Source organism: Leptolyngbya sp. FACHB-261 (assembly GCF_014696065.1).
Taxonomy (GTDB): domain Bacteria; phylum Cyanobacteriota; class Cyanobacteriia; order FACHB-261; family FACHB-261; genus FACHB-261.
This window is the reverse complement of record NZ_JACJPL010000024.1, coordinates 45,296-61,127: the sequence shown is the minus strand read 5'-3', so window position 1 is coordinate 61,127 and position 15,832 is coordinate 45,296. Positions and strand designations below refer to the sequence as shown.

Annotated in this window: 15 protein-coding genes; 6 read left to right on the top strand and 9 right to left on the bottom strand. The window is 52.9% G+C overall.

All coding sequences use genetic code 11. The features are described from left to right. Positions 1 to 147: 147 nt before the first annotated feature. Positions 148 to 453, top strand: a complete 306-nt coding sequence (yhbY, locus tag H6F94_RS14810; protein ID WP_190803018.1) for a ribosome assembly RNA-binding protein YhbY — start codon at positions 148 to 150, stop codon at positions 451 to 453. A 448-nt stretch (positions 454 to 901) separates the two neighbouring features. Beyond that, positions 902 to 1,864 (top strand): protochlorophyllide reductase, encoded by a 963-nt coding sequence (locus H6F94_RS14805; RefSeq protein ID WP_190803017.1) that lies wholly within the window; start codon positions 902 to 904, stop codon positions 1,862 to 1,864. A gap of 90 nt (positions 1,865 to 1,954) precedes the next feature. Here the strand turns inward: H6F94_RS14805 and H6F94_RS14800 are convergent, their stop codons facing one another. The 5 genes from H6F94_RS14800 to H6F94_RS14780 are packed head-to-tail and all read right to left on the bottom strand — an operon-like array spanning position 1,955 to position 6,581. After that, positions 1,955 to 3,121 carry a zinc-dependent alcohol dehydrogenase gene (locus tag H6F94_RS14800; RefSeq protein ID WP_190803016.1) on the bottom strand — a complete coding sequence of 389 codons (1,167 nt, stop codon included), beginning with the start codon at positions 3,119 to 3,121 and terminating at the stop codon, positions 1,955 to 1,957. After that, positions 3,122 to 3,541, bottom strand: coding sequence for a hypothetical protein (locus tag H6F94_RS14795; RefSeq protein WP_190803015.1), 420 nt, complete (start codon positions 3,539 to 3,541; stop codon positions 3,122 to 3,124). A gap of 44 nt (positions 3,542 to 3,585) precedes the next feature. Beyond that, complete coding sequence (locus H6F94_RS14790; RefSeq protein ID WP_190803014.1) at positions 3,586 to 4,755, bottom strand: zinc-dependent alcohol dehydrogenase; 1,170 nt, start codon at positions 4,753 to 4,755, stop codon at positions 3,586 to 3,588. Positions 4,756 to 4,773: 18 nt separating this feature from the next. Further along, on the bottom strand, positions 4,774 to 5,445 hold the full coding sequence (locus H6F94_RS14785; RefSeq protein WP_190803013.1) for an SRPBCC family protein: 672 nt from the start codon (positions 5,443 to 5,445) through the stop codon (positions 4,774 to 4,776). A 29-nt stretch (positions 5,446 to 5,474) separates the two neighbouring features. Beyond that, complete coding sequence (locus H6F94_RS14780) at positions 5,475 to 6,581, bottom strand: DJ-1/PfpI/YhbO family deglycase/protease (RefSeq protein ID WP_190803012.1); 1,107 nt, start codon at positions 6,579 to 6,581, stop codon at positions 5,475 to 5,477. A 379-nt stretch (positions 6,582 to 6,960) separates the two neighbouring features. On the opposite strand from H6F94_RS14780, the gene H6F94_RS14775 reads away from it, so the two are divergent. Continuing rightward, entirely contained in the window at positions 6,961 to 8,178 is a 1,218-nt protein-coding gene (locus H6F94_RS14775) for a class I SAM-dependent methyltransferase (protein WP_190803011.1), read from the top strand. On the opposite strand, the gene nuoB is transcribed toward H6F94_RS14775, so the two are convergent. Together nuoB and H6F94_RS14765 are read right to left on the bottom strand one after the other, a co-directional pair. Continuing rightward, positions 8,173 to 8,964: an NADH-quinone oxidoreductase subunit NuoB gene (gene nuoB / locus H6F94_RS14770; RefSeq protein WP_190803010.1), complete on the bottom strand. Its 792-nt coding sequence runs from the start codon at positions 8,962 to 8,964 to the stop codon at positions 8,173 to 8,175. The two genes, H6F94_RS14775 and nuoB, sit on opposite strands and share 6 nt — an antisense overlap. Before the next feature lie 52 nt (positions 8,965 to 9,016). Next, entirely contained in the window at positions 9,017 to 10,201 is a 1,185-nt protein-coding gene (locus H6F94_RS14765) for an NAD(P)H-quinone oxidoreductase subunit H (RefSeq protein WP_190803009.1), read from the bottom strand. A 296-nt stretch (positions 10,202 to 10,497) separates the two neighbouring features. Between H6F94_RS14765 and H6F94_RS14760 the strand changes: the two genes are divergently transcribed. From H6F94_RS14760 to H6F94_RS14750, 3 genes are all read left to right on the top strand, one after another. After that, positions 10,498 to 10,764 (top strand): hypothetical protein, encoded by a 267-nt coding sequence (locus H6F94_RS14760; protein WP_190803008.1) that lies wholly within the window; start codon positions 10,498 to 10,500, stop codon positions 10,762 to 10,764. 543 nt (positions 10,765 to 11,307) lie between these two features. After that, positions 11,308 to 12,480, top strand: coding sequence for a hypothetical protein (locus H6F94_RS14755; protein ID WP_190803007.1), 1,173 nt, complete (start codon positions 11,308 to 11,310; stop codon positions 12,478 to 12,480). 128 nt (positions 12,481 to 12,608) lie between these two features. Beyond that, positions 12,609 to 14,474, top strand: coding sequence for a S9 family peptidase (locus tag H6F94_RS14750; RefSeq protein ID WP_190803006.1), 1,866 nt, complete (start codon positions 12,609 to 12,611; stop codon positions 14,472 to 14,474). Between the two features lie 75 nt (positions 14,475 to 14,549). Here H6F94_RS14750 and H6F94_RS14745 read toward each other — a convergent pair whose 3' ends face one another. Beyond that, positions 14,550 to 14,897: a phage holin family protein gene (locus H6F94_RS14745; protein WP_190803005.1), complete on the bottom strand. Its 348-nt coding sequence runs from the start codon at positions 14,895 to 14,897 to the stop codon at positions 14,550 to 14,552. A 560-nt stretch (positions 14,898 to 15,457) separates the two neighbouring features. After that, positions 15,458 to 15,646 (bottom strand): hypothetical protein, encoded by a 189-nt coding sequence (locus tag H6F94_RS14740; protein ID WP_190803004.1) that lies wholly within the window; start codon positions 15,644 to 15,646, stop codon positions 15,458 to 15,460. Positions 15,647 to 15,832: the final 186 nt, after the last annotated feature.

Here is a 15,832-nt window from a genome sequence, read left to right as displayed (position 1 = left end):
TGGTCCCAGGGCTAAGCCAAGCTACTGAACGGTGTCTACTGTTCACCTGCGTTAGCTTGTTCTGCCTGTGTCAATACCACGCCAGTACCGCGCTAGTACCGTGTCAGTACCTCGCTGAATGCTGGAATAAGCTTAAAATGTACAGGTATGACTACTCTTAACTCCAAGCAACGGGCCTACCTGAAATCACTCGCTCAGCCTCTGAAACCAATTCTGCACGTTGGTAAGGATGGCGTGACCGAGGCTTCAGTGCAGGCCATTGAAGATGCCTTCAATACGCGTGAGCTGCTCAAGCTCAAGGTGCAAGAATCGGCCCCCGAGGGTGCTCGGGAGATTGGGGAAGTCCTGGCAGAACAACTGAAGGGCGTACAGTTGGTCCAGGTGATCGGTCGGACGCTTGTGCTCTATCGCGAGCATCCTACGAAATCGAAAATAGAGCTACCGCCGTCTTAAACTTCGCTAGATTAGTTCCCAGACTGAAAGAGCACAATAAGGCTCTAATAGAGCCTTGATCAATTTGATAGAGAGGCTTGCTCCGCGAGCTGCTAATTAAGTTGTGCTAATTGGGTCGGGTTAGCTAGACAGAGCTGCGTGCTCCCAGCATTGGGATTCAGCACATTGGCTAAACCCATTGGCCTTGAACTGGTTCTAGATCCTCTTCATTGAAAGAGTACGTGCAAGAGTAATAGAAACGTGACTGTCAGCAATTGCCAGCAATGGTTTCCGTCTCAGCTCTAAAGTTTCAGTGCTAAAGTTTCAGCCCAAAAGTTACTTGCCTCACGAAGCATAGCTCTTGGTTGGGTCTCAATTCTTAATCTGGACTTAGCCTCCGGGTTCAGTGGTGTGAGAACCTAGAGACAGTGAACGACGGTCAACGAAGTCTGAACAGAATCTGAGCAAAATGGAACCAGATCAGAAGTCAACAGTCGTGATCACGGGCGCGTCCTCAGGGGTTGGTTTGTATGCCGCCAAAGCCCTAGCCCAGAGGGGATGGCACGTGGTGATGGCCTGCCGGGATTTAGCGAAGACAGAAAAAGTTGCCCAGACAGTAGGCATGCCGCAGGACAGCTACAGCATTCTGCATATCGACTTAGCTTCTTTAGAGAGCGTTCGACAGTTTGTGCAGGACTTTAGGGCGAGTGGCAAGTCCCTGGATGCTTTGGTCTGCAATGCTGCAATTTATATGCCTTTGCTCAAAGAGCCCTTGCGCTCCCCAGAAGGATTTGAGCTGAGCGTTGCCACCAATCACCTCGGCCATTTTCTCCTGTGCAACCTCATGCTTGAGGACTTGAAGAAATCAACAGCTGTAGAGCCACGGCTGGTCATTCTGGGAACCGTGACCCACAACCCAGATGAATTGGGTGGCAAGATTCCACCACGTCCAGATCTGGGGGATTTGAGGGGCTTTGCCGAAGGATTCAAAGAGCCGATCTCGATGATCGATGGCAAGAAGTTTGAACCAGTCAAGGCTTACAAGGACAGCAAAGTCTGCAACGTGCTGACCATGCGGGAGCTGCATCGACGCTATCACGAGTCAACCGGGATTACTTTCAGTTCCCTCTACCCAGGCTGTGTGGCAGATACCCCGCTATTCCGTAACCACTATCCTCTGTTCCAAAAGATCTTCCCGTGGTTCCAAAAAAATGTCACGGGCGGCTATGTGTCGCAGGAGCTAGCAGGTGAGCGAGTCGCAGTCGTAGTGGCGGACCCTGAGTACAAGCAGTCGGGTGCCTACTGGAGCTGGGGCAATCGTCAGAAGAAAGACGGCAAGTCGTTCGTTCAAAAAGTTTCCCCTCAAGCCCGGGATGACGAGAAAGCAGAGCGCATGTGGGACCTGAGCGCCAAGTTAGTTGGACTCGCATAACCGGATAAGAGATCACAAAGAGCAAAGAAGGAGCTAGATAATCTAGCTCCTTCTTTGCTCTTTGTGGACAGAGTGTTGACAAGCACCTAATTAGGGAGTCAATACCACCTTGATGCAGTTGTCTTTCTTGTGCTTGAAAATCTCGTAGCCCTTGGGAGCATCTTCGAGTTTCATGCGGTGGGTAATCACAAACGATGGGTCGATCTTGCCCTGCTGAATGAGGTCGAGCAGGGGATTTAGGTAGCGGTGAACGTGAGTCTGGCCCATCTTAAAGGTCAGACCTTTGTTAAAGGCCGCACCAAAGGGAAGCTTGTCGAGTAAACCACCATATACTCCAGCCAGAGACACGGTGCCACCTTTGCCGCAAGCCACCATCACCTGCCGCAAAGCGGTAGGACGGTCGGTTTCCAGCCGTACGGCCTGCTTCACCTGGTCATACAAGGCCATTGCATCCGTGCCATGAGCTTCCATCCCCACCGCGTCAATGCAGGCATCCGGACCCCGGCCGCCGGTTAATTCCTTGAGCACTTCGCCCGCATCGACTTCTTCGTAGTTGATGACAGTAGCACCGATCTGCTCTGCCATCTGCAAGCGCTCTGGAACGCGGTCAATGGCGATTACCCGCTCGGCACCCAATAGATAAGCGCTCTTGATGGCAAACTGGCCCACAGGACCACAGCCCCAAACGGCAATTATATCGCCGGGTTGGATGTTGCAATTTTCGGCGGCCATATAGCCGGTTGGAAAAATGTCGGTCAGGAACAAGACCTGGTTATCAGTTAAATTGTCAGGAACCTTGAACAGGCCAACATCAGCAAAGGGAACCCGGGCATATTCTGCCTGTCCACCTGCATAGCCACCAAACATATGAGAGTAGCCAAACAGCCCAGCAGGAGAATGGCCGTAGAGCTTTTCCGCCATCCAGGCATTGGGGTTGGAGTTATCGCATAGCGACGACAAATCGCGCTGGCAGAAGAAGCAATTGCCGCAAGAAATAGTGAAGGGAACGACGACGCGGTCGCCAATCTTCAGGTTCTTAACTTCACTGCCCAGCTCGACGATTTCGCCCATGAATTCATGGCCGAGAATATCCCCAGATTGCATTGAGGGAATATAGCCGTCGTAAATGTGTAAGTCAGACCCACAAATGGCAGTAGAGGTGATTTTAACAATGGCATCCCGTGGATTGGCGAGCTTAGGATCGGGTACCGTTTCCACCCGCACATCGTTAGCACCGTGCCAACAAAGCGCTTTCATTTAGTCTCTTCCCGTCAGCGCGTTGGTTGGATTGTCGTCTTGAAGCTGATTGATAAATTTCTTGGTGCTGGGCGGTAATGGCTCATCAAGATTCAGCTTTTCACGGACGTTGTCAGCAGCCTCTTGTAACTTGTTCTTAGAGTTTTCCTGTAGGCTGTCTTGATTGTATAAATCGCGTTGTGAGTCTGCTTGAGAGTTCGAGCTGCGCGTTGCACTCTCGTCTCGATCGGACTTCACTTGGCCGCTTTGATAGGATTTCACCTCTGGGGTTAAAGCCTTTGCTGCGTGGGCTGGCAAGGGTTGACCGTAGCCAAATACCAGATCAGCTAGCAATACAACACCCACTAAAAAAGCTGTGAGAATTGCACGAACTCGGATCGCTGGTAGCAAAGAAATCAGTTGTTTCATGGAGCGTTTCATAGACAGCCTCAGTATGTTTTCAGGGATGATCTTTGGGCTGATACTTAAGGTTTGAGCGCAACCTTAGTACAGTTCTCTTTCTTGTGCTTAAACAGCTCAAAGCCACGTTTGGTTTCGTCCAAAGGTAGGTGGTGGCTGAACACAAGGGACGGGTCGATTTCGCCGTTGGCGACTCGCTCGATCAGCTGGGGAATGTACTTCTGGCCAAACATCTGCCCCATTCTGAAAGTCAAGCCTTTATTGAAGGCTGCACCCATCGGCATTTTGTCGACGAAGCCACCATAAACCCCCATGATCGAGAGCGTGCCGCCTTTACGGCAGGCCACCATCATTTGTCGCAGCACAGGGGGACGATCAGTTTCCAGGCGCACAGCTTGCTTGGCCTTGTCGTAGAAGCCCTCTAGACCCATGCCGTGTGCTTCTAAACCGACTGCGTCCAGGCAGGAATCTGGGCCGCGTCCACCGGTCATTTCTTTGAGCGCTTCACCTGCATCAACTTCTTCGTAGTTAATAACCTCGGCTCTGCCAAATTCTTGGGCCAGACGCAGACGTTCGGGGAAGCGATCAATAGCAATTACCCGTTCGGCCCCTAGCATGTAGGCGCTGCGCATGGCAAACAGACCTACTGGGCCACAGCCCCAAACGGCAACCGTATCGCCAGGCTGGATGTTGCAAAACTCTGCACCCATATAGCCGGTGGGAAAAGCATCTGATAGGGGCAGAATCTTTTCATCTGGAATGCCATCTGGCACTTTAATCGCTCCGTGATCGGCAAACGGAATGCGAATATATTCTGCAAAAGAGCCCGCGTAGCCGCCGAATAAATGGGAGTAGCCAAAGATAGCCGCAGACCCAAAGCCGAAGACCTTTTCTTGCAACCCAGCTTTAGGATTGGAGTTGTCGCACATCGACCATTTTTGTCGGCTGCAATAGGCGCATTGACCACAGCCAATCACTGAGGAAACGACAACCCGGTCGCCTTTTTTCAGCTTTTTAACTTCGCTGCCGACCTCAACCACTTCCCCCATAAATTCATGGCCGATGATGTCACCGGGCAGCATGCTGGGAATATAACCATCGTAGATATGTAAGTCAGAGCCACAGATGGTTGTAAGGGTGACTTTGAGAATGGCGTCGCGTGGGTTCAAAATTGTGGGATCGGGGACTGTCTCGACCCGCACATCGGTGGCGCCATGCCAGCAAACTGCTTTCATTACTAATTTTCCTCGCCCTTATTCCCGGCCGGATGGTTGGCCTTCTGTAGTTGCAATTTCCCCTGCTTCCATTAGTTGCTTGAAGCGGCGTAAATCGTCTCCGACTTGCTGTTCGGGCTCTTCACCGAATAGCTTGGCAATTGCTGCGCCAACTGTGCCGCCGGGCATGTTATATTCGATCACCACCTTGACTTCGGTGCCGCGTCCAGCAGGGGCAGGTTGGAAACGCACAAAGCCAGAATTATCGATGTCTGCGCCTTCAACTGAAGCCCAGGCAATTAGGTGATTTTCTTCTTCCTTAATAATGTCGGCATCCCACTCCACCTGGTTATCCAAAGGTGCTTTAGCAACCCAGTGAGAACGCTTGGCATCTATGACCTTCACCGATTGCAGATGCTTCATGAAGGTGGGTAGGTTCTCAAAGTTGTGCCAGAAGCGATAAAGCTCTTCAACTGGACGGTTAATCGTGACTGTTTTCTCGACCTTGAGCGTCTGATTAAGGGCGTCCTGAATACTATTCTGTTGAGCCACGCCGTGATAGATAGCGGTACCCCCAGCCAACGCCATCAAAGCGCCCCGTAGGGAACCTTGACGCAGACCCGAGAGGACCATAGCACCGCCGCCGATGATCGAGGCCCAGCGCTCAGCGTCATTCTGTTGAATGCTTTCTTTTTTAGTGACGGATTCCATTGCCTTGTCTCCAAGCTTCTTAAAAGGTCTTAGGCATTAACAGCCGCACCAGTCGTGGGCTGTGGTGGTTTGGCCGTGCCACCCGAACCGACGAGGGCATGGTAGATATCGGCAATTCGCTGCTCGCTACGGGCGATATCGACCTCCATGTCAGCAAAAATCTCGGTGGTAGCCGGATCTGTAAGCTGGTTGCGCAGGTTGTAGGTATCAACTACGCCAGTCTGCAAATCCCCTAGGGCTCGCCGCAGGAGGCTTATGTCATCGCCTGAGGATTGCACCCAGTTCTTGAGTGTGGCGTAGGCACCGCTAGCGGCGGCTTGCAGAGATATCGATTCGCCCAGGACACCCAGACGAGCTTCAAGCCGTCGGATGTGCTGCTGTTTCTGAGCACAAATCTCGCGGCAGGCTGCTCGCAGTTCTGAATCGGTAGCCCGTTGTTCGTAGTGCTCAAAGGCTTCCAGGCCATAACGCTCACCAGCTAGACCGGTATTGATGGCACTGACGATTTCGCTCTTTGTGGAGCCACCCCATTCTTCGCCCAGTTTCCACCAACCAGCGTCGCGGTCGTTTTCTTCAGGCAGGGTGGTATCAGGCACAGTTAGACCGAGGCGGTTGAGAATAGCAGTGGTAAAGACAGGTAAATCGCCAGGACGACGCGAGGTGAGTAAGTTACCGTCAATGACTAAGGATTCGTCGATAAACTCCGCGCCTGCGTTCTGAATATCTTTGCGAATCGAATAGAAGCCAGTGATGCGTCTGCCCTGCAATAGATCGCCTTCGATTAAGACTTGGGGGCCATGACAAATGGCAGCAACCAGCTTGTTCTGGGCAACGGCGTCTTGGACAAATCGCACCGTTTTTAAGTTGGTGCGCATGCGGTCCGGAGCCATGCCACCGGGGATGATCACTGCATCGAAATCCTTGGCCCGAGCCTCAGTGGTAGTGCCGTCAGCTTTGACGGAGACTTTGCCCTGCTTGCCCTGATATTCCTCGTTCATGCGAGGGCCTAAAACCACTACTTCTGCGCCTGCTTTGGTGAGCGCTGTGTGGGGAACCCGAAACTCGGCATCCTCTACTTTTTCTTCAATTAAGATCGCAACTCGTGGCTTGTGAGTTGAATTTAAAGTAACTGACATAGAAATTCCTATTGACGCTTGTCAGTGCTCGGAGAGATCAAGCCGTATTTTTACTACTGATAAACTGCCTGAAATTCAATTACTTCACCCGGTCGGTAGATGTACACTTGTGTTCTTCTTAGCGTCTTTCGTTGGGCTCTATTCTCTAGACTCTGTTCTGAGGTTCTAAGCCGAGAGGAAAGTACCTTATGAGCGCCCCCAAGAAGTGACTGGCTAATTCCGCTAGAGTATTAAGGGAGAGACAACCTCTACCTGTATACAGACTTCTACTCTTTTCGTTACGATAACCAGGCGCTAGTCTTGATAAGAACTCTGAGAATCTCGCTAGAACTCTTAAGCACTCTAAGCTAAAACCAAAAACAGCTCGATATAGATATACATGTCTAAGCCGTTCCTAGATGCTCTTGATGATAGCGATGTAGCTCTGTGTGAGTTAATTGCTCAACGCATTGCCAACAGCCCTCAGCAGCGCCTTACCTTTGCTGAATATATGGAGCTGGCTTTGTACGAGCCTCAGCATGGTTATTACGCTGTCAACAGAGCTGATATTGGTGTCACGGGTGATTTTCTAACCTCTCCCCATCTCAGCGCTGATTTTGGTGAATTACTGGCCGAACAATTTGTAGATATCTGGCAAAACCTGGGCAAGCCGCAGCCTTTCACTTTGGTGGAAATGGGGGCAGGACAAGGAATTCTGACCGGCGATTTGCTGCGCTATGCCAACCGCAATCATCCCGATTTTTTTGCCAGTCTAAATTACATCATCATTGAAAAAGCGGCTGGTCTGATTGCAGAACAACAGCAGCGTTTAAACGCCTTTGTGCAACAATGGGGGCGTTTACGCTGGTGCAATTTAGAAGATTTGGCTCCAGCTTCGATCACCGGCTGCTTTTTCTCTAACGAGCTGGTTGATGCTCTGCCGGTACACCAAGTCGTGCTGAACCAAGGGCAACTTCAAGAAGTCTACGTCACCCTTGCCGCCGAGGGAAAAGGGTTTCAAGAAGTTCTAGGCGAACCCTCGACTTCCCGCCTGGGCCAATATTTTGGAATGATTGGCATTGATTTAAATTCAGAGCAATACATTGATGGCTATCGCACTGAGGTTAATCTTGCTGCCCTTGATTGGTTGAGTGCGGTTGCTGAGCGTCTACAGCGCGGCTACCTAGTCACCATTGACTACGGTTATGACGCCCGACACTATTACAGTCCCAGACGCTCAACCGGCACTTTGCTGTGCTACTACCGTCACACTGCCAACGACAATCCCTACCAGCATGTCGGGTGTCAGGATTTAACCGCTCATGCCAATTTCACCGCCTTAGAACGCTACGGTGAACGCTGTGATTTAGAGCTGGTTGGCTTGACGCAGCAGGGCTTTTTTCTCACAGCGCTAGGGCTATGTGACCGACTCAATGCTTTGCATAATTTGTCTCCCAAAACTAATCAAGAGTTGCAGGAGCAACTGCAACGTCGGCAGTCCCTACAACTCTTGGTTAATCCCAATGGCCTGGGTAACTTTGGTGTCTTGGTACAGAGCAAAGGACTCACAGCCGCAGAAAACGGGCGCTCCTTGAGAGGACTCAGTGTGCCTCTATGAAGTTTGGCCGTTACGTCGCAGAGCTTCTTTCTCACGTTCTGCCGCTTGCAACACCGGTAGAGGAATGCCCGACTCAACCAATTCCTTAGGCGGATTGATGCGTGTCGCTGCTTCCAAATAGGTACCAGTAATGATGTCAGGGACTGGCTTCATCTGGTGGGTCGTGCTGTAGTAGCGGTGAGTTTGTCCCTGCCGACCGCGCTCCCGAATGTCTTCAGTCGCGATCTTTTTGCGCAGCTTGATAATTGCGTCGATAATCGCTTCCGGACGGGGGGGGCAGCCGGGGATATAGGCATCGACCGGCATCAGTTTGTCTACACCGCGCACTGCTGCGTAGGAATCAACGCTGAACATACCAGCTGTGATCGTGCAAGCGCCCATTGCCAGTACATACTTAGGCTCAGGCATTTGCTCGTAGAGACGCACCAGAGCTGGAGCCATTTTCATGGTGATCGTCCCCGCTGTGATGATCAAGTCAGCCTGACGGGGCGTAGCTCGGGGGATCATCGCGAAGCGCTCGATATCGAAACGCGAGCCGATCAGCGCCGCGAACTCGATAAAGCAACAGGCAGTACCGAACAGCAGCGGGTAGATGCTCGACAGCCGTGCCCAGTTGTAGAGGTCGTTAACAGTCGTCAGAATGACGTTGTTTGACAATTCCTGCGTGACTTCAGGTCTCTCACTGGGAAAAAGCAGTTTTTGCGAGGGATCCTCGATTGGATATTGCAGCAAGTCCTGATTTTGCAGGTTTGTTAGGGTACTCGGAACCGAGGGCTCGGGAGGCATAATTTTGAGGTTTGTACAAACAGCAGTGCAATGTCAAAATTCGGGCCGAAATCTAACGGTCAACTTCACCCATGATGATGTCGATGCTGCCGAGAATCACCATAATGTCGGCCACTTTCATGCCGCGTACCAATTCAGGCAACACTTGCAAATTCACAAATCCGGGTGGACGAATTTTCCAGCGCCAGGGGAAGACATGGTCTTCACCCACCAGATAAATTCCCAACTCACCTTTAGGGCTTTCTAAACGCACATAGTGTTCGCCTTTAGGCACCTTGAAGGTCGGTGCGGGCTTCTTACTGATGAATTGATAATCGAAGCTGTTCCACTCCGATTTGGGACCAGCTGCAATGCGCTTAGCTTCCAGGTTCTCGTAAGGGCCACCGGGCAATCCCTCTAGGGCTTGCATAGTAATCTTGGTTGCCTCGCGCATTTCCTTGATGCGGATGAGGTAACGAGCTAGGCAGTCGCCGCCTGTCTCCCAAGCCACTTCCCAATCAAAGTCGTCGTAGCACTCGTAGTGGTCGACTTTGCGCAGATCCCAGTTCACACCGCTCCCACGCAGCATCGGTCCAGAGAGACCCCAGCTAATTGCATCCTCGCGGGAGATGACGCCTATACCTTCAATCCGACGACGGAAGATCGGGTTGTCAGTAATCAGACGCTCGTACTCATCGACCTTAGGCAGAAAGTAGGTGCAAAAATCCTTGGCCTTCTCTACCCAGCCGTAGGGCAGGTCAGCAGCAACACCGCCAAGCCGGAAATAGTTCTGGTTGACCATCCGGTAACCGGTGGCCGCTTCGAACAAGTCCATGACGGCTTCCCGCTCGCGCATCGTGTAGAAGAATGGCGTTTGGGCACCCATGTCAGCCAGGAAAGGGCCAAGCCAGAGTAGGTGATTGACGATCCGGCTCAGCTCCAGCATGATTACCCGGATGTAGCTGGCCCGTCGCGGTACGGGAATATTTGCCAATTGCTCAGGCGCATTGACTGTGATTGCTTCATTCCACATTGCTGACCCGTAGTCCCAACGGGTAACCATGGGAAGGTACTGGATCATCGTGCGGTTTTCGGCAATCTTCTCCATGCCCCGGTGCAGGTATCCCAGCACTGGTTCACAGTCGACCACGTTTTCACCGTCCAAAACGACCATCAGCCTCAGGACGCCGTGGGTCGAAGGGTGGTGTGGCCCTAGATTGATGACCATGCGGTCAGCTTTGGTTTCGATCAGCGCCATAGGCCAGCAGGCTCCCTAGAGCTAAAAATTCTCACGCACATTGTCGAGGGTCAGTTCGAACGTTGCACCGGACCCTCTTCAGTTTAGCCGCAGTTTGGGGAGCCGATGGGGCCTTCTGACCAGCTCGGGGGCCGACTTTAGAAGCCAAATGGCTCATCGAGTTGGCGCAAGGCAAAACCATTTTGTCCGGACTGGAGGTCTGCCTTGCGCATGATAGCTAAGCCCTTTGTTTTTTGTAGATTGCATCGTAAGTGGCTACTCAATAAAGCCAGCAATTAACAAAAGGGGTTTTAGAAATGCCAGAAGATACAGACGAAGTCATGACGGGCAGTGCCCAAGAAATGGCTGAAAAGTCCCGCAACGCTAGAGCTGGAGAAGGCCCCACTAACTCTGGTGATACCAGCGACACCACAGTTGAAGAGCATATTCACAGCATTTCAGACCCGGAGGCGACTGATATTCCAACCTCTAACGCTCCTGACCCCAAGAATGTCAATCCGAATCTGAACGCTAATGCAACTAAAAAACCAGTAATGGAGTCTACAGACAAATCAGGGAAGTAAAAGGCTCACAGCCTCAGCTAACTAGAGCTACTGCAAATAGGGCTAGCACAGTATCAAAATATACCATTACCAGAATGCCTCTAGCTCCTTCAATCAGCGGGAAGGAGTTAGAGGCATTCTGGTATAGACGAATACCGATTAAGAATTCACGATAAACGCTCTGCTATGGAGTTTTATTCAGAATTGGCAAGGGACGAGATCACACCTCACCAAGATTCTACTGAGTATGATTCGATGAATCCCTCGTCCAAATTACGGACGCCCTAGTTCCCTCGGTAATAACTCAGAGCTGCTTGAGATCCCGACCCACAGAAGTTAGCCCCTGACTTGAGACCGCCGCTCCAGTTTGCCCCTGGCAGAGCCTTATTTGCATCTGGATCACCTCATGTCCTATCTGTATTTCTGGATCGCATGAATATTTTTGAGAAGAACCATCACACGGCTACGTCTGGCAGAGCCGCCACCTATTCTGTCTTGACCCCAAACGCGCCTGGTCTGGACTCAGCTACCTCTCGCTCTGGCCCTAGTAGGCCGGCACCTTCGATGCCTCAACCCCTGCGTTCCGCCACCGCCGTCGCTACTCCCCCGGCTGCCCCTCCCCGGGAACGTACCCAACCGGCTCCTCCAGCTCCTCCTCAGAATCGGCAGTCAGGCAGCAACGCCTACATTTACAGCTTGCGGCTAGACGATCTCAGGCCAGCTGCGGGTGAGGTTATTGAGCCTGAAACTGCAACCAATCGCCCACTATCTTTGCGCACTGCTGCTGCTGAACTGTCTGCTTCAGGCCGGTCGGGCGCTGAGGCGAGTTTGTCTGGTCCCATTCGCCTGCACTCTCTGGAAATTGACATCCTAGGCAACTCGCTGGCAACTGGTAGGTCTGAGTTCAATTACGCTGCCGCCAGCGAGGCTGGTTCCGGTCGCTCTGGTGACCTGTTCAAAACAGTGGGAGCAGTTTCTGTTCTGCTGGCGGGGGTTGGTGTAGGAAGCTGGATGCTCTTTTCCGGTCAGCAACCAGAGGCTCAGGCGCCAACTAGGCCTGCGGCAGCTGTTAACCCCGATGCCAGCAAAGCTGCCTTTGCTGATAGTGAAGCTACCGCTCAACCCAGCGCTCCTGAAAGTTTGCCCCCTGAGACCAGTTTCGCCAGTGATAGCCCACTGCCACCTCCGATTCAGCCTGCGGTGGGTGCGGCGGCTGGTGCTCCGAATCTCGCAGCCGCAGCTCAGACCGGAGACTTGTCCAGCGCCCTGTCGCGTCTGAAAACTGTATTACAGTCCCAGCCCGCCGCCGCGCTGCCGCCACTGTCCACAGCACGACCCACTAACCTACTCCCTGTTCCTCAACCCCCCACTGCTGCCAATCCCACCGGCAATTTGAGATTGCCACCTCTGGGCTCAATGCCTACCACCCTGGCTCCTAGCGCCGTGCCAACTTCAATTGCAGCGCCTGAAGCGATTAGTGCCCCGGAGCGCCCCAGTCCCACGCCTAGTCCTAGTCCCAGCATGACGGCTAGCCCGGAACCTGTCGCAGTGCAAAGCTCCAGCCAGCCCAGCCCAGCGCCCTCATTCTCAGCCCAACCCCGGTTGGATGTTGAGCCCCGTTCTGCCGAACCGGCTGGTCTTTCGGGTCTGGAAACACCGACTACATCTGTTGAGACTGGAGCAGCTATGAGTCCCATGTCTCAGCCCACACCAGCCCAGGAGCCTCTGCTGCCCTAGGGGGTTCAGAGCAGCTTTGCCTTACCAAACTGCGGGGATCAAGAATCCCAGAGAGCTGTGAGCAGACAGCTCGCTCTGAGTGAGTCCTGTTACGGTTGAGACAGGTAGTCTGGTGTCAGCTTTGCTCTATGTCTCAATCTTCGCCCGCTCAATCTTTGCCTCCACTAATTCCCCGTGAGGTCCTGTTCGGCAACCCAGATCGAGTCAGCCCTCGACTATCCCCAGACGGCAAGCTGCTGGGCTACATTGCACCCGATGAAGGGGTATTGAATGTATGGGTTCGCACCTTGGGTCAGAACGATGACCGCCCCATTACCCGCGACCGTGACCGGGGCATTCGCTTCTTTGGCTGGACTCAAAACAGCGACCAGGTGCTATATATCCAAGACAAGGGCGGCGATGAAAACTGGCATGTCTACGCCACCGATCTCGCTAGCCAAGAAACCAGAGATCTCACGCCGCTCGAAAACGTCCAGGCCCGTATTGTTGATACGCATCGGGATTATCCTGACGAGATCCTGCTATCTCATAACGGGCGTAACCCGCAACTGCATGATGTCTTTCGCGTGAACACGCGGACTGGCGAATCTACACTAGTGGCAGAAAATCCTGGCGATGTGCTGGGTTTTATGGCGGACACTGAATTCACCATTCGCGGCGCGCTTACCAATACGCCGGATGCTGGACAAGCCCTCAAAGTCCGGGACAGCGTTGAGAGTGAGTGGCGCGAAGTGCTGCGCTGGAGCCTGGATGACTCCGCCAACAGCAACCCGGTGAGCTTTACCGGCGATGGCAAGGCCATGCACATCTTGAGCAGCCAGGGCGCTAATACTGCCCGCCTGCAACGCTTAGATCTGAGCAGTGGCGAAACCACGACTCTGGCGCACGACGAGCGGGCTGATATCGATGGAGTGCTGATTCACCCTGATACTCACGAGATCCAAGCGGTAGCTGTGGACTATGACCGGCAGCACTGGCAGGTGTTAGATCCGGAAGTTCAGGCTGACTTTGATGCGCTAGCTAGGGTTAGCCCCGGTGAGTTTTCAATTACCAGCCGCGACCACAGCGATCAGCAGTGGATTGTGGCTTACAGCGTGGATAATGGCCCGGTCCGCTACTACCACTACGACCGTACCAGCCGCACCGCCAGCTTCCTGTTTGTGAACAACACCAGGCTGGAGCCTTATACTCTGGCACCCATGCAGCCAGTAGAGATCAAGTCCCGCGATGGTCTAACCCTGGTGAGCTATCTGACGCTACCAGTAGGTGTGGAAGCCAAGGGCTTGCCGATGGTGCTGTATGTCCACGGTGGACCCTGGGCTCGCGACAGTTGGGGCTACAGCGCGGCGGCTCAGTGGTTGGCTAACCGTGGCTATGCAGTGTTGCAGGTGAACTTCCGAGGCTCCACTGGCTTTGGCAAAGACTTTACCAACGCGGCCAATGGCGAATGGGCTGCCAAGATGCACGATGATCTGGTCGATGCTGTGCAGTGGTCAGTCGACCAGGGCTATGCTGACCCAGCGCGAGTGGCGATTATGGGCGGCTCCTATGGTGGCTATGCCACGCTAGTGGGCTTGACCTACACACCGGATCTGTTTGCTGCGGGCGTCGATATTGTGGGTCCCAGCAACCTGATCACGCTGATGGAGTCGATTCCACCCTACTGGGAGCCGGTGCGTAAGCAAATGGAGTTGCGCATTGGTGGCAGTGCGACTGAGAATGCGGAATTTCTTAAGTCTCGCTCGCCGCTGTTTAAGGCCCAGGAGATCAAAAAGCCGCTCTTGATCGGTCAAGGGGCGAATGATCCCCGCGTGAAACAGGCGGAGAGTGAGCAGATTGTGGACGCGATGCGCAAGGCTAACTTGCCAGTGGAATACCTGCTATTCCCCGATGAAGGTCACGGCTTTGCTAAGCCTGAGAATCGCCTGAAGTTTTTCGCGGCAACCGAAGAATTTTTGGCAAAACACTTGGGCGGCAGAGCCGAAGCTGCTTAACCTGAGCTGGCCAAGCTAGCTAACCCAATCAATTGTAGGGGCGGGGTCTCCCCGCCCTTAATCTTAGTTACGGGCTTAGTCAACGGCTCCAACTAACAGGTTCAACACGCTAGAGACGAGCGTTAAAACAATCGAGCCGAGCAGGGCTGGCAGAAAGCCATCGATGCTGAAGCCAGGCGATAAGTCTGCTGCGAACCAGATCGTAATCGCGTTAATGATAAACAGAAATAAGCCCAGGGTCACAACAGTGAGGGGCAAAGTCAGCAAGAACAGAATCGGTCGAACGATCGCGTTGACGAGGCCCAGAATAACGGCTGCGATGGCGGCTGCAGTTAGATTCTCGACGTTAAAGCCTGGAACCAAATTGGCAGTAATCAAGAGCGCAACTGCCGTAGCTAACCAGGTCAGGAGAAAGTGGGTCACGAGTCCTCCTAAGAACTGCTGTGAGTCTTTGAGGGGTTTGCCCGGATAGTACCACTCTGGTGCTGGTCGCTAGAACTGAACGAACTTGGCTTACTGGTCTGGAGAAGTCTGCTGCTGACCAGAAGCCAGCAAGATGCTGGCACTAGTTCAGCCGAGCGCGCCTAATCACCTCCAGCTTGGAGGGTTGGGAGTCTCCGGCGCGTTCGTGCACCTCAGCCCTTGCGCCCCACTTGCCTAGACTCGCGCATGAGCCTTTGATCCTCGTGCGTGAGTCTTTACTACTCGTGAGCGATCCTTTGATCCTCCTTAACGAGCGTTTGATCCTTTCGTTTGAGTGTTCGATCCTCATCAACGAGTCTCTACTGCTCATCGGCGAGTGTTTGATTCTCATCAACGAGTGTTTGATTCTCGTTGATGAGTCTTTACTACTCGTGAGCGAGCCTTCAATCCTTACGCCCGAGTTTCTAATCCTTGTGAGCCAGCATTAAACACTCACACTTCAGTCTTCAATACTGGTGAGCGCTGCTTCAATTCTGAGAAAGAGAGCTTATCCCTTCTACTTAGAGGTTCCGCTTCTGGATTAGCTCCCAGGGCACCAATAGCTCCGGAAACGGAATATTCCAGGCAATGCCCCAGTGCCGGACACGGTCACGGAGGGTCTCGCCTTCTAGCACAAGTGCCTGGTAGGCATTGAGATTCCACTCCTGAGCAATGGCGAGGCGGTCTTTTCGCTCTTGATTAACGTCCAAGGACCTGCTGCCTCCAGTCAGAGGAAAGTAGCAACTTTTGTTCTTTACTCTGACCCCAACGCTCAAAAAGGGCAATATTCCATTAAGAAGAATTAAGGCTTTGATTAATAACGGCGAATTCTCAGGAAATTCCAAGCTTCGCTAAAACTAAACCTAAGGCAGACGACGTACAGTGCTTTTATAGCA

Coding starts and splice junctions, on each gene's coding strand:
- yhbY (WP_190803018.1), top strand. CDS start 148: ATGACTACTCTTAACTCCAAGCAACGGGCCTACCTGAAATCACTCGCT.
- H6F94_RS14805 (WP_190803017.1), top strand. CDS start 902: ATGGAACCAGATCAGAAGTCAACAGTCGTGATCACGGGCGCGTCCTCA.
- H6F94_RS14800 (WP_190803016.1), bottom strand. CDS start 3,121: ATGAAAGCGCTTTGTTGGCACGGTGCTAACGATGTGCGGGTGGAAACG.
- H6F94_RS14795 (WP_190803015.1), bottom strand. CDS start 3,541: ATGAAACGCTCCATGAAACAACTGATTTCTTTGCTACCAGCGATCCGA.
- H6F94_RS14790 (WP_190803014.1), bottom strand. CDS start 4,755: ATGAAAGCAGTTTGCTGGCATGGCGCCACCGATGTGCGGGTCGAGACA.
- H6F94_RS14785 (WP_190803013.1), bottom strand. CDS start 5,445: ATGGAATCCGTCACTAAAAAAGAAAGCATTCAACAGAATGACGCTGAG.
- H6F94_RS14780 (WP_190803012.1), bottom strand. CDS start 6,581: ATGTCAGTTACTTTAAATTCAACTCACAAGCCACGAGTTGCGATCTTA.
- H6F94_RS14775 (WP_190803011.1), top strand. CDS start 6,961: ATGTCTAAGCCGTTCCTAGATGCTCTTGATGATAGCGATGTAGCTCTG.
- nuoB (WP_190803010.1), bottom strand. CDS start 8,964: ATGCCTCCCGAGCCCTCGGTTCCGAGTACCCTAACAAACCTGCAAAAT.
- H6F94_RS14765 (WP_190803009.1), bottom strand. CDS start 10,201: ATGGCGCTGATCGAAACCAAAGCTGACCGCATGGTCATCAATCTAGGG.
- H6F94_RS14760 (WP_190803008.1), top strand. CDS start 10,498: ATGCCAGAAGATACAGACGAAGTCATGACGGGCAGTGCCCAAGAAATG.
- H6F94_RS14755 (WP_190803007.1), top strand. CDS start 11,308: ATGCCTCAACCCCTGCGTTCCGCCACCGCCGTCGCTACTCCCCCGGCT.
- H6F94_RS14750 (WP_190803006.1), top strand. CDS start 12,609: ATGTCTCAATCTTCGCCCGCTCAATCTTTGCCTCCACTAATTCCCCGT.